This is a genomic window from Rhizobium sp. AAP43, assembly GCF_001296045.1.
Classification (GTDB): Bacteria; Pseudomonadota; Alphaproteobacteria; order Rhizobiales; family Rhizobiaceae; genus Allorhizobium.
In genome coordinates, this window is sequence record NZ_LJHS01000018.1 from 192620 (window position 1) to 204670 (window position 12051).

Below are 12051 nucleotides of genomic sequence, written 5' to 3' on the forward strand. Positions count from 1 at the left end.
TATTATCTGTACTATAAAAGATACAGATCGCTGTATTGTCAATCAGTTTCGGAGTGTCTGTGATCAGGCCGTGCGCGAGGTAGGTACAAGCCATGGCCTTGCGCCGGAATCCTTCTCCTGAAAGGCATGGATCGCCGCGAAATGGCTGAGCGTCAGGTCGATGTCGTCCCAGCCGTTCAGCAGTTTCGTGCGCCAGATGGGATCGACCCGGAAAGGGATTATCAGGTTTGCCGCACGGATCTCGCGGACTTCGAGATCGACCCGGACGGTGCCATCGCCCTCTTCCAAGCCGGCCAGCAGCGCCTCACAATCTTCCTCCGATACCGTTGCAGGCAGCACGCCGTTGTTGACGGCATTGCTGGCGAAGATGTCGCCGAAGGACGGGGCGACGACGCAGGCAAAACCATAATCCGCCAGCGCATAAACAGCCGCTTCCCGCGAGGAACCGCTGCCGAAGTTACGTCGGGTCACCAAGATTCGTGCGCCCTGCCAGCGCAACGCATTGAGCGGGCAATCCGGCTTCGGCCGGCCGTTCTCGTCAAAGCGCAGGTCGTAAAGCAGGTAATCGCCGTAACCGTCGGCGCGCGAGCGTTTCATGAAGCGCGCGGGGATAAGCTGGTCGGTATCGATGCCGGAGATTGGCAAGGGACAGGCGATCGCCTCGAGAGCCTTGAAAGCATCCATTCAGCGTCCTCCTGTCAGGCCGGTTTCGCGGCCTGCGAGTAGGGGGCGCATGTCGGTCAGATGTCCGGTCACAGCCGCCGCCGCGGCCATGGCCGGAGACATTAGGTGTGTGCGGCTTCCAGGCCCCTGGCGTCCCTTGAAGTTGCGATTCGTGGTCGAAGCACAACGTTCCCCGGGTGGTACCAGGTCGCCGTTCATGCCGACGCACATGGAACAGCCCGCGTCGACCCATTCGAGCCCCGCATCGATGAAGATGCGGTGCAGGCCTTCCTCTTCCGCCTGACGTTTGACGACCGCCGAACCGGGCGATACCAGTCCCGGCACCCGGGCCCGCCGTCCAGCGAGAATGGCGGCTGCGGCGCGCAGGTCTTCGATGCGGCTATTGGTGCAGGAGCCGATGAAAATCCGGTCCACGGCGATCTCCGTCAGGGGCTGACCAGGCCGAATCCCCATGTAGTCAAGGGCTTCGCGCACGTGGGCTGCCCGTGCCGGATCGCTCATCCGGTCAGGGTCCGGTGCGTTGGCTGTGATCGGAGCAGCATCCTCCGGACTAATGCCCCAGGTCACGATGGGCGCAATCTCGCTCGCATTTCGCACTATCTCCCGGTCAAACGAGGCGTCTTCATCGCTGCAGAGTGCTCTCCAGTCCTCGACCGCCTGATCGAACATCGCGCCGGCCGGGGCATAGGGCCGGGCCTTGATATACGCAAAGGTGGTCTCGTCCGGCGCGATCATGCCGGACCGTCCGCCGGCTTCAATAGACAGGTTGCACAGCGTGAGCCGGCCCTCCATTGTAAGGGCACGAACGGCGCTGCCGGCATATTCGATCGCGTGACCGGCTGCGCCGTCGGCGCCGATGGTGGCGATTATCGACAGGGCCATATCCTTGGCGAAAACGCCAGGCGGAAGCTGGCCTTCGACACGAATGCGCATGCGTTTCGGCTTCTTCTGCCAAAGCGTCTGGGTCATCAGAACATGTGCAACTTCCGACGCCCCAATACCGAAGGCGAGCGCTCCGAAGGCACCGTGCGTTGCTGTGTGGCTGTCGCCGCAGACGATGGTGAAACCCGGCAGTGTCAGCCCCTGTTCAGGCCCCAGCACATGCACGATGCCCTGTGCCGGATCAGACAAACCGAACAGCCGAAGGTCGTGCGTGGCGGTATTGTCGCGCAACTGGCTGATCATGCGGGCAATCGCGGGGTCGATCATGCTCAGATCCCGTGTTCGGGTAGGGACATAGTGGTCCTCGACACCGAAGGTAAGATCCGGCCGGGCAACGCTGGCGCCGCGCGCCTTCAACTTGTCGAATGCATGAAACGAGCCCTCATGCAGCAAATGCCGATCTATGAAGAGCAGGCGTTGCCCGTCTTCCCGCGCTACTACGACATGTTGATCGAATACCTTATCGAACAGGGTCCGGGGACCCGCATCCGTGCTGTAAACCATTCTTGCCTTCCTCGCTGGCTGAGGGAGTTTAGGCACGAGCTTGATGAGAAATCAAATGTTGTTATAAAAATAATACAGCTTATTGTTTGTTCAAAATGGCAGAAAACTGTCTGATGCGGGGAATGGAGCCAATCGTGTCTCAGTGCGTTCGTGTTGCGGAAAAGGCCTTCGATTATCGGGTACCGCTCATTGTCGTCGGGGCAGGGGCGGCGGGCCTTGTCGCGGCCCTGTCCGCCCATGAGGCGGGCGAGGAGGTCATCGTTCTTGAGCGGGATCCGCTGCCGCGTGGTTCTACAGCCCTGTCGGCTGGCCTCATTCCAGCCGCCGCAACACGCTGGCAGAGCGCTGCCGGTATTTCCGACACGCCGCAGCTCTTCGCCAGCGACATTCTGCGGAAGGCGCATGACGAGCCGGATGCCATCATCGTGGATCATGTCGCGCGCCTGGCCGGACCGACGATTGAATGGCTGGCGGACCGTCACGGACTGAATTTTTCAGTCATTGAAGATTTCAGCTACCCGGGGCATTCGGCACGGCGCATGCATGGGCTTGCCTCGCGGTCCGGTGAGGAGTTGATCGACGCCCTGCGGGCGGCGGCGGAGGCCTGCGAGATCCCGGTGATCTGCGATGCGCATGTGACGACGCTCTTCGCGGACGATACGAATCGGGTTCTCGGTCTCGCCTTCGCGCGGCCCGACGGAACCCTGGAGGAAATTGGCTGCGATCGGTTGATCCTTGCCTGCAACGGCTATGGCGGCAATCGGACGCTGGTGGCGCAGCACATACCCTCGCTGTCGGAAGCCACCTATTTCGGCCATGCCGGCAATCAGGGCGATGCGCTCTTGTGGGGTCAGAGCCTGGGTGCTGCGACACGCCATTTGGGTGGCCACCAGGGTCATGGCTCGGTCGCCCATCCCGCCGGCATCCTGATTTCCTGGGCGACAATCACCGAAGGTGGCTTTCAGGTAAACATTCGTGGCGAACGCTTTTCCAACGAGGCAAAGGGCTATTCCGAACAGGCCGCAGAGGTGCTCAAGCAGCCGGATGGCTTGGCCTGGACAGTGTTCGATGCCCGTATCGCTGCAATCACCAGACAGTTCGAGGATTTCCGCCGTGCGGAAGCCATGGGCGCTGTCGTCACCGCAGAGAGCCCGGCGCATTTGGCCGCTCGTATCAATCTGCCGGAAGACCGGTTTGTGAGCACCTTCGGGAAGGTGGAGGCGTGCAAACGAGGTGAGGCTTCCGACGCATTCGATCGTGATTTTTCGGGATCCCAGCCGCTGTCCGCACCCTTATGCGCCGTGCGTGTCACCGGAGCCCTTTTCCACACGCAGGGCGGTCTGGTGATTGATACGAGCGCCCGGGTTTTGAATCCGGACGGTTTCGCATTGCCGAACCTCTATGCGGCAGGCGGAGCAGCCTGCGGTGTTTCCGGCAATGACGCGTCGGGCTACCTGTCCGGCAATGGTCTTCTGACTGCTGTAACCCTGGGCAGAACCGCTGGAGCAACTAGAGCACGTGCAATCTCGGCGGAGCCGCCTGCGGGGGCAGGGGCATCGATCGACTCCTGTAATGTGGCCATCCAGTCCGGTAGTACCTAGCAGTATCACGCTTCCAGGTCGTCCATCAGCGCGTGCTGCATCGCTGAAGAACCGGCGCGAGGCGGCGTTAGGAACGCCGATGCTGAAGCCCGTCCCCGGGACTTCCAGTAAGTGTAATGCACGATCGCGGGAATATCCGTCGGCGCGGCATGGTCACTGTCTTCATGACTGCACTTTCAGATGTCACAGGATTTCAACCGGCTTCGTCCACTGGATGAGGACGACGCAGCCTTCTGCTGAGGACACGGAATGTACGGTGCCTTCAGGGTTGGCGACAAGCGAACCTGGCCCATAGTGGCCGTTTTCATCGCTTTGCGAGCCCTCCAGAACCAGAATGGTTTCGAGCCCTGTATGCCGGTGCTGCGGCACGCTGGCACCGGGCGCATAGCGCAAGAGCGCCAGTTCCGGTTCACCCTGGATAAGACGGCAGATCTCTACACCATCGCGAAAATGTTCGAAGGGGGCTTCCTTCCAGCGGCTCGCCAGGAACTGTGCCATATGCAGGGTCTCACGCATCGAGTGCCTCAACAATCTGGTCCACTGTCGCCGCCCAGCCAACGATCGCGCCTTGTGCGGTCATCATGTCGATGGCGGCTTTCTTGAATTCGGGGAAATAGCTTTCCGTCGCATCGGTCGCGAGAAGGCACTCATAGCCCCGGTCGTTTGCCTCGCGCATGGTGGTTTGCACGCAGACTTCGGTGGTCACGCCGGCAAAGACGAGCTGGGAAATGCCCTTTTCCTGCAGGATGTCGCTAAGCGGGGTGGAGTAGAAAGCACCCTTGCCGGGCTTGTCGATGACCGTTTCCCCGGGCAGGGGTGAAAGGGCGGCGACGATGTCGGCCCCGTCCTCGCCGGCAATCAGGATGCGACCCATCGGGCCGGGATCGCCGATGCGCAGCGCCGGCTTGCCCCGTGTCCGTTTGGCAGGCGGGCAGTCCGAAAGGTCTGGCGCATGGCATTCGCGCGTGTGGATGACCGTCAGGCCGGCACGGCGAAAACCCTCGATCAGCCGCGCGGTGGCGGGGATGATCGCCTGCAGCAGCGTGACGTCATTGCCGAGCGTGGCGCCGAAGCCGCCCGGTTCGATGAAGTCACGCTGCATGTCGATGACGATGAGCGCGGTCTTTTCCGAGGTGATCGTGATGTCGAAGGGCCGTGCCTTGATAACTGCCATTAGTGATGTCCTGCCATATGTCTTCCAATCTCTCCGATATCGGCTCCGTCAGCTTGCGTCTCAAAGACGATTGCGCCTTCCGACATGACAAGGATGCGGTCGGAGAGTTCGAGAATCTCGTCGAGATCCTCGCTGATCAGCAAGACGGCAGCACCTCCATTGCGCGCCGCCATGATGCGCGCGCGGATTTCCGCCACGGCCGAGAAATCAAGACCGAAGCAGGGATTGGCGATCAACAGCAGGTCTACCGCTCCGTTCAGCTCGCGCGCCAGCACGGCACGCTGAACATTGCCGCCGGATAGGGATGCAATTGGCGTCTCCAGCGACGCAGTCTTGACCTTGTATTCGCCGATCAAGCGGGCTGCCAGGGCGGTCATGCGGCGCCGATCCAGCCAGAGTTTGCGTTTGTCTGCTAAGTAATCGAAATCGCGAAAGAAGATGTTCTCGGCAACGCTCATCTTCGGCGCGCAGGCATTGCGCAGCGGTTCTTCCGGCAATGTCCGCACGTTCAACGCCCGCATTTCGCTCCGCGTGGCGCGAAACGGCGTACCACAGACCTGCACACTGCCCGTCGACAGCGGCCGCTGCCCGGACAGTATCTCCATCAATTCCATCTGCCCATTCCCGGAAATACCGGCAATGCCGACGATTTCTCCAGAGCGCACCGCAAGATCATCGATGGCGATGGTCTTGAGGCCAGATCGATCCGGCGCCTTGGCGCCCGAAACGGTGAGCACCGGCGCGCCGTTCATCGCGATACGGGCGGCAGGTCGCACCAGCTCCTTCTCGCCGATCATCATTGCCGCCATGTCTGCGGTGGTAAGCTCGGCGACCTTGCCGCCCCCGACATGCTCGCCGCGCCGCAGCACCGAAACCGCATCGGCAAAGGCGGTCACCTCGCGGAACTTGTGGGAAATCATCAGGCAGGTGAGTTCGCCAGCCGTGGTCAGACCGCGCACCATGCCGAGCAGTTCGTCGGCCTCTGCAGGCGTCAACACCGAGGTTGGCTCGTCAAGAATGAGAAAGCGGCGTCCGAGATAAAGCTGCTTCAGGAGTTCCAGCTTCTGCTTCTCGCCCGCCGCGAGGCGGCCGACCGGCACGTCCAGCGGAACCGTGAAGGGCATTTTTTGCATGAAGGCGGCAAGCGCGGCGCGCTCCTTGTCCCAGTCGATGCGGGCCGGCACATCGGCACGGCTGATCACCAGGTTTTCCGCTGCCGTCAGCGACGGCACAAGCGTGAAATGCTGATAGACCATGCCGAGGCCGAGATCGTGGGCGTCACGCGGGTCTCGCACCTCCACCTCGCGGTCGGCGACCATCATCTGGCCGGATGTCGGCCTGTAGAAGCCCATCATGCATTTGACGAGGGTCGATTTGCCCGCGCCGTTTTCGCCGAGCAGGACATGGAAGGAGCCGGCTTTGATCTTCAGCGAGACGTCATTCAGTGCCGTGAACGATCCAAACCGCATGGTCATGCCGACAGTTTCCACACCGATGGCGCGCGTCGGCGATGTGTCTTGCTGCTGCGGGATGCTCATGGCAGTGCCTCGACGAGCTTGGTACTGTCCGAGACCGCGCCGAAGACGCCACCCTGCATCTTCACCATCTTGATCGCAGCCGTATGGTTCCCGGGATCGGTCGCCGCGCAGCAGTCTTCGAGAAGTAGGCATTCGAAGCCGCGATCATTCGCCTCGCGCATGGTGGTATGCACGCAGACATCGGTGGTGATGCCCGAAAGCACAATGTTCTCGATGCCACGGGTGCGCAGCAGGAGTTCGAGGTCCGTGGCGCAGAAAGAGCCTTTGCCCGGTTTGTCGATAACGGGCTCGCCGTCCAGGGGCTTCAGCTCGTCGATGATTTCCCAGCCTGGCTCGCCGCGCACCAGGATGCGTCCGCAGGGACCTGCATCGCCGATGCCTGCTCCGATCTGCTGCGAACGCCAGCGCTTGTTCGGCGGCAGGTCGGAAAGGTCCGGCCGGTGACCCTCGCGGGTGTGGATGATGTGGTAGCCCTTGTCACGCATGGCGATCAGCACTGTCTTGATCGGCTCGATCGGCGCGCGGGTGAGCCCGATATCGTAGCCCATTTTGTCGACATAGCCGCCCGGCCCGCAGAAATCCGTCTGCATGTCGATGATGATCAGCGCCGTATTGTCCGGTCTCAGATCTCCATTATAGGGCCAGAGATAGGGATCTGCCTGAATGGTGGTCATCGTGGTCTCCATTCGCTTGCCGCCGGTGCGGCACTCTTCACTTGATGATGCTGAGTTCGCCGGGTGCAGACGGCATGGCCCGGGTGCGCGAGCTTGTCGCCACCAGGAGCCCGAGGGTGAGAACGTAAGGGGCTGCATAGAAGAGGTAGTAGCCGCTGGTGATGCCGACAGATTGCAAAGCCGGACCGAGCGCGCCGGCTCCGCCGAACAGCAGCGATGCATAGAGGCAGTTGATCGGGTTCCAGCGGGCAAAGATCACCAGCGCCACCGCCATCAGCCCCTGGCCGGAGGAGATGCCCTCGTTCCAGCTGCCGGGATAGTAGAGCGAAAGATAGGCGCCGCCCACACCGGCAAGCGCCCCGCCTGCCGCCGTGCTCCAGAGCCGTACCTGGTTGACGTTGATGCCGAGTGCACGGGCCGCATCGGCGCTGTCGCCGGCCACCCGGATCGTAAGCCCGACACGGGTGTTCTTCAGCATCCAGGCCGTTACGAAGGCAAGCAGGATGCCGGCAAGGAAGAGCACATTGACATTCAGTGCGGCCTGCACCTGGGGCATGCTTGACCAGGCACCGAGCGGGATGGTCGGCAGATCGGGTGCGACGGGCTGCACATAAGGCTTGCCGAACAGGAAGGCGAGGCCCGTACCGAAGATCATCAACGCAATGCCAATAGCAATATCGTTGACGCGCGGCAGGCGGCAGAGCCAGCCATGCAAGAGGCCGAAAAGCAGGCCGGAAAAGGCGGCAGCCAGGGTGCCGAGCCATGGCGATCCGGTCTGATAGGCGACTGCATATCCGCTCATGGCGCCGAAGACCAGCGTGCCCTCAAGCCCGAGATTGATACGCCCAGAGCGTTCCGTCAGGCACTCGCCGATGGACACGAATATGAAGGGTGTGGAGACACGGATTGCACCGCCAAGGATCGCAAGGGGCACGCCCCAAAACCCGATATCATCGGTCATTTCTGCCTCCGCTCAAGGAGTGCAAGGAAGCGGATGCGACCCTGCAGCGTGTCGGACAGGAGTATGGCGATAAAGACCATGCCCTCCAGAACCAGCACGGCCGCATCCGGCAGGTCCATGCGCCTCTGTATGAGCCCGCTCGACGCCTCGATACCGGCAAACAGAATTGCGGCGGGGATGACCGCGAGCCCGTTATGGCGGGCGAGGAAGGCAATGAGGATGCCCGTATAGCCGTAGCCTGCGGCCAGCGAGGCATTGGCCGAGCCGTGGATCGCCGCGACCTCGATCATGCCGGCGAGCCCGGCGAAGGCGCCGCCAAGTGCCGTGAAGCCGATGGCGAGCGTTCCGGCCGGAAGCCCCTGGATCTCGGCGGCGCGCACATTGCCGCCAACGATGCGGGCCGCAAACCCGATGGTGGTACGCTCGATCAGGATCCAGGCGAGGATGCAGGCGAGAATGCCGAAGGCAAGCCCCCAGTGGACGCCGATGCCCGGCATCTCGCCAATCCGCCAGGCGTCGGGCAGCGGTGCAGTGGAGGGTTTGTTCAGACTTGCCGGATCGCGAAAGGGGCCCTCGATCAGGTGATTCATCAGGGCAATCGCGATATAGGCCATCAAGAGGCTCGAGATCGTCTCGTTCACACCGCGCAGGTAGCGCAGCGCACCGACCGTGCCGATCCATAGCGCGCCGATGGTCATGCCGCTCACCGCCATGAGAGCGATGCCGATGACAGCCGGAAGGCCCGGCATCAGCATGGCGACCACGCCTGCCGCCAGGCCGCCAAGTACGATTGCGCCCTCGCCACCGATGATGACGAGCCCGAGCCGCGCCGGCAGCGCAACGCAGAGCGCCGCAAGCAGCAGCGGGGCTGCGCGCGTCAGTGTGTTTGTCCAGGAAAAGGCCGTGCCGAAGCCCGCCTTCAGGACGAGCCCGTAAAATTCAGCCGGCGACTTGCCAAGCAGGGCGAGGAAGACCGCGAAGGCGACCATGCCCGCGAGGACGGCAGCCAGCGGCAGAAGGGCCGCCTCGATGCGACGGGCGCCGGCCTCCGTCAGGAAGCCGGTCCGTCCATAGAGCGATGCCACCTGATCGACCTGCAGGCTCATGATCGACAACTCCTGCCCGTGCTGTTCTCTCAAGAGGTGGAGCCGACCACGCCTTCGACGAGGTAGTTCATGCTCTCAAGCGCGACATCGGTCTCGACCAGCGCCTGGCCGGCGGTCGCCACCACATTGCCCTTGTTGTCCTTGAGCGGTCCGTTGATGGCGGCAAAACCGCCCTTCATGATCTCGGCCTGCACGGACTCGAAGCGGGTGCGCGCCTCTGGCGTCACGGCCGGCCCGAGTGGGCTCATCTTGATGAAGCCGTCTGCCAGCCCGCCGCGCACGAAGTTTTCGATCTTGCCGCCCGCAAGCGTTGTCTTGACCATGTCAGTATAGACCTTGGCCCAGTTCCACTCCGCTCCGGTCAGATATTTCTCCGGCGCCAGCGCGCTCTGATTGGCGTGGTAGCCGCACAGGTACATGCCGCGACCGGCTCCGGTCTCCATCACCACTTTCGGGCCGTCCACATGGCAGGTGATGACGTCGACACCCTGGTCGGCAAGCGCATTGGTGGCTTCCGCCTCCTTGACCGCCAGCGACCATTCGCCGGTGAAAATGACCTGGCAGGTGATCGTGGGATCGACGGCACGCGCGCCGAGCAGGAAGGAATTGATGTTCAGGAGCACCTGCGGAATGGGCTTTGCGGCCACGAAGCCGATCTTCTTCGTCTTGGTTGCATAGCCGGCCGCGATACCGTTCAAATACTGGCCCATGCCGATATAGCCGAAATAGGAGCCGACATTCATCGGGTTGCTCGGCGTCCAAAGGCCGCCGCAATGCTGGAAGCGGACGTCCGGGTTCTTCGGCGCCAAAGCGAGGATGTGGGGATCGAAATAACCAAAGGAGGTCGGGAATAGGAGTGTCGCGCCATCGAAGCTGATCATGCTCTCCATGGTCTTTTGCACATCGACCGTTTCGGGAACCTGTTCTTCCTCGATAACCGTCACACCCTCTATCGCACGGACGGCGGCCGCGCCTTCGGCATGCGACTGGTTGTAGCCGAAATCATCCTTCGGCCCGACATAGATGAAACCGACGGTAAGGCCGGCGGCACGCGCCGCACCGGTTGGCAGCAAACCGGAAAGGGCCGCAGCACCGGCAAGGCCTGCTGAGTTCATCAGAAACTGGCGACGATTAGGCATCAGGATCCTGGACATGTGCTCGTTCCCCTTTGTGTTCGTTGGGCCGGCACGGCCCCGGTTCTGTGGGCTCGGTCTCCGGCTGTCGGAGGCAGTAATCCAGTTGGACGCGCTTCTGTCTTGTGCTATGTTTTGGCCAGCCTGCTGCAAAAAATGCAGCACCGTAAACAGGGCCTTTCATGCGCTATCTCGCCTCCATCCGCTACATCGATGCAGTGGTGAAGGCCGGCTCGATCCGCGCCGCCGCCGACACGCTCGCCATCACGTCGACGGCGCTCAATCGGCGCATTCTGGCGATGGAGGAAGAGCTGGGCGTGCCGATCTTCGAACGGCTACCGCATGGGGTGCGCCTGTCGGCTGCCGGTGAGATCTATATCCACCACATCCGCAACCAATTGTCGGACATGGAACGGGTGCGTTCGCAGATCGCCGATCTCTCGGGCGTGCGGCGCGGCCATGTATCGATTGCCTGCAGCCAGGCACTCTTGCCTTATTTCTTGCCGAGTCAAATCGCGCTCTATCGCAAGGAACACCCGAACGTCACCTTCAGCGTCCATCTGAGGGATCGTGAGGCGGCTGAGCACGCGCTCGTGGATCACAGTGCCGATCTTGCTATCGTCTTCGAGCCTGTGCGTCTGACGGACTTCATGACGCTTATCCGTGTGCGCCAACCGGTGCATGTCGTCATGTCCCCTGACCATCCGTTGGCAGCAAGGGCAAAGGTTAGGCTATCTGATTGTGTCGACTACCCGATCGCGCTGCCGACGACGGCCTATGGTGTACGCCATCTGCTCGACATTGCCATGCGCGTTGCCGGCGTGCGCCTCGATCCGGTTATACAGTCCGACAATTTTGAATTCCTGCGCAACCACGCGGTGATCGAGAACATCCTTACATTCCAGATCCCCATAGGTCTCTCGAACCAGACCTCGACCGGCTGGATGGTTTCACGCCCGCTCGATGGGCGCGACGTTCCCGCCGGCATCCTCTACCTCGGTCAGTTGAAGGGTCGCACCTTGCCAGTGGCAGCCGCACGTTTTGCCTCGCAACTAACCAACTGCCTCGCCAGCCAGTTTGAAGTCTCTTAAAGCCCTAACGAGATCGCCCCAGAGTTGGGGAGGTAATCCCTCCACCTTGGTCTCTGCTAGGGGCGCTGCCGTAATTTGCAGGGCCACCTTCTATGCGGGCGGTGTTGTCACCGTAAGTTACCGAGGCCGATAAGGACATGAGGTTCCTGGATTTTCAGGGGAGGTAGGCCGCAATGTAACCTTCATCGAAAACTTCAGTTAATGTAACAAAACCGTGCCGACTGAGGGCGCGGTTTGTAGCGACTTGTTCGATACGCGGTAGAACGTTTTAGGCCCGTCCATCTCAGCGCATTGACGCAGCCTAACGTCTTCTACCCAACAGATACATCAAACACGGAGCACCGAGTAGGGCAGACACCAGCCCTGCTGGAATCTGGTAGGGCGCCGCGCTGGTACGGCCGACGAAATCGGCGATGACCATGAGTCCCCCACAGATAAGGGCTGCCCCGATCATCTGCGGCAGTGCACGTTTAAGACCAGCTTCTCTCGCAAAATGCGGGGCCATAAGGCCGACGAAAGAGAGCGGGCCAACGGTCAGCGTTGCGGCGGCCGTCATCAGGCCATCAAGCCCAAACAACATCAATCTCGATTGCGCCAGCGGTATGCCCACCGCAGTTGAAGGTGCCGGGCCGAGCGGCAGGAT

At 61.8% G+C, this 12051-nt stretch carries 12 protein-coding genes; 2 read left to right on the forward strand and 10 right to left on the reverse strand.

From position 1 onward, the window contains the following. Positions 1–63: 63 nt before the first annotated feature. Together leuD and leuC are read right to left on the reverse strand one after the other, a co-directional pair. On the reverse strand, positions 64–684 hold the full coding sequence (gene leuD / locus IP76_RS12305) for a 3-isopropylmalate dehydratase small subunit (protein WP_054158499.1): 621 nt from the start codon (positions 682–684) through the stop codon (positions 64–66). Beyond that, a complete protein-coding gene (gene leuC / locus IP76_RS12310; protein WP_054158500.1) occupies positions 685–2130 on the reverse strand; it encodes a 3-isopropylmalate dehydratase large subunit in 1446 nt (481 codons plus the stop codon). Positions 2131–2264: 134 nt separating this feature from the next. On the opposite strand from leuC, the gene IP76_RS12315 reads away from it, so the two are divergent. After that, on the forward strand, positions 2265–3731 hold the full coding sequence (locus tag IP76_RS12315) for an FAD-dependent oxidoreductase (RefSeq protein ID WP_245281451.1): 1467 nt from the start codon (positions 2265–2267) through the stop codon (positions 3729–3731). A 183-nt stretch (positions 3732–3914) separates the two neighbouring features. On the opposite strand, the gene IP76_RS12320 is transcribed toward IP76_RS12315, so the two are convergent. The 7 genes from IP76_RS12320 to IP76_RS12350 are packed head-to-tail and all read right to left on the reverse strand — an operon-like array spanning position 3915 to position 10338. Beyond that, the gene (locus IP76_RS12320; RefSeq protein ID WP_082352514.1) at positions 3915–4247 is read right to left on the reverse strand and encodes a cupin domain-containing protein; all 333 of its coding nucleotides are present in this window, start codon (positions 4245–4247) and stop codon (positions 3915–3917) included. After that, positions 4240–4905 carry a cysteine hydrolase family protein gene (locus IP76_RS12325; protein ID WP_054158501.1) on the reverse strand — a complete coding sequence of 222 codons (666 nt, stop codon included), beginning with the start codon at positions 4903–4905 and terminating at the stop codon, positions 4240–4242. Before IP76_RS12325 ends, IP76_RS12320 begins: the two co-directional genes overlap by 8 nt. Then, a complete protein-coding gene (locus tag IP76_RS12330; protein WP_054158502.1) occupies positions 4905–6443 on the reverse strand; it encodes an ABC transporter ATP-binding protein in 1539 nt (512 codons plus the stop codon). The genes IP76_RS12325 and IP76_RS12330 overlap by 1 nt, the downstream gene beginning before the upstream one ends. Next, entirely contained in the window at positions 6440–7117 is a 678-nt protein-coding gene (locus tag IP76_RS12335; protein ID WP_054158534.1) for a cysteine hydrolase family protein, read from the reverse strand. Before IP76_RS12335 ends, IP76_RS12330 begins: the two co-directional genes overlap by 4 nt. Before the next feature lie 37 nt (positions 7118–7154). Beyond that, positions 7155–8078 (reverse strand): ABC transporter permease, encoded by a 924-nt coding sequence (locus IP76_RS12340; RefSeq protein WP_054158503.1) that lies wholly within the window; start codon positions 8076–8078, stop codon positions 7155–7157. Beyond that, positions 8075–9184 (reverse strand): ABC transporter permease, encoded by a 1110-nt coding sequence (locus IP76_RS12345; RefSeq protein ID WP_054158504.1) that lies wholly within the window; start codon positions 9182–9184, stop codon positions 8075–8077. The genes IP76_RS12340 and IP76_RS12345 overlap by 4 nt, the downstream gene beginning before the upstream one ends. A 29-nt stretch (positions 9185–9213) precedes the next feature. Then, a complete protein-coding gene (locus tag IP76_RS12350) occupies positions 9214–10338 on the reverse strand; it encodes a BMP family ABC transporter substrate-binding protein (protein ID WP_054158505.1) in 1125 nt (374 codons plus the stop codon). Positions 10339–10499: 161 nt separating this feature from the next. Here IP76_RS12350 and IP76_RS12355 point away from each other — a divergent pair, with 161 nt between their 5' ends. Beyond that, positions 10500–11408: a LysR family transcriptional regulator gene (locus IP76_RS12355; RefSeq protein ID WP_054158506.1), complete on the forward strand. Its 909-nt coding sequence runs from the start codon at positions 10500–10502 to the stop codon at positions 11406–11408. A 301-nt stretch (positions 11409–11709) separates the two neighbouring features. Here the strand turns inward: IP76_RS12355 and IP76_RS12360 are convergent. Then, positions 11710–12051 (reverse strand): iron chelate uptake ABC transporter family permease subunit (locus tag IP76_RS12360; RefSeq protein ID WP_156318558.1); only part of this gene is annotated, 342 nt, incomplete at its 5' end.

What these genes read in the sequence shown, in the direction of transcription:
- IP76_RS12355 (WP_054158506.1), top strand. Translation starts at nt 10,500, where the DNA reads ATGCGCTATCTCGCCTCCATCCGCTACATCGATGCAGTGGTGAAGGCC.
- IP76_RS12335 (WP_054158534.1), bottom strand. Translation starts at nt 7,117, where the DNA reads ATGACCACCATTCAGGCAGATCCCTATCTCTGGCCCTATAATGGAGAT.
- IP76_RS12340 (WP_054158503.1), bottom strand. Translation starts at nt 8,078, where the DNA reads ATGACCGATGATATCGGGTTTTGGGGCGTGCCCCTTGCGATCCTTGGC.
- IP76_RS12330 (WP_054158502.1), bottom strand. Translation starts at nt 6,443, where the DNA reads ATGAGCATCCCGCAGCAGCAAGACACATCGCCGACGCGCGCCATCGGT.
- leuC (WP_054158500.1), bottom strand. Translation starts at nt 2,130, where the DNA reads ATGGTTTACAGCACGGATGCGGGTCCCCGGACCCTGTTCGATAAGGTA.
- IP76_RS12320 (WP_082352514.1), bottom strand. Translation starts at nt 4,247, where the DNA reads ATGCGTGAGACCCTGCATATGGCACAGTTCCTGGCGAGCCGCTGGAAG.
- IP76_RS12350 (WP_054158505.1), bottom strand. Translation starts at nt 10,338, where the DNA reads ATGTCCAGGATCCTGATGCCTAATCGTCGCCAGTTTCTGATGAACTCA.
- IP76_RS12345 (WP_054158504.1), bottom strand. Translation starts at nt 9,184, where the DNA reads ATGAGCCTGCAGGTCGATCAGGTGGCATCGCTCTATGGACGGACCGGC.
- IP76_RS12325 (WP_054158501.1), bottom strand. Translation starts at nt 4,905, where the DNA reads ATGGCAGTTATCAAGGCACGGCCCTTCGACATCACGATCACCTCGGAA.
- leuD (WP_054158499.1), bottom strand. Translation starts at nt 684, where the DNA reads ATGGATGCTTTCAAGGCTCTCGAGGCGATCGCCTGTCCCTTGCCAATC.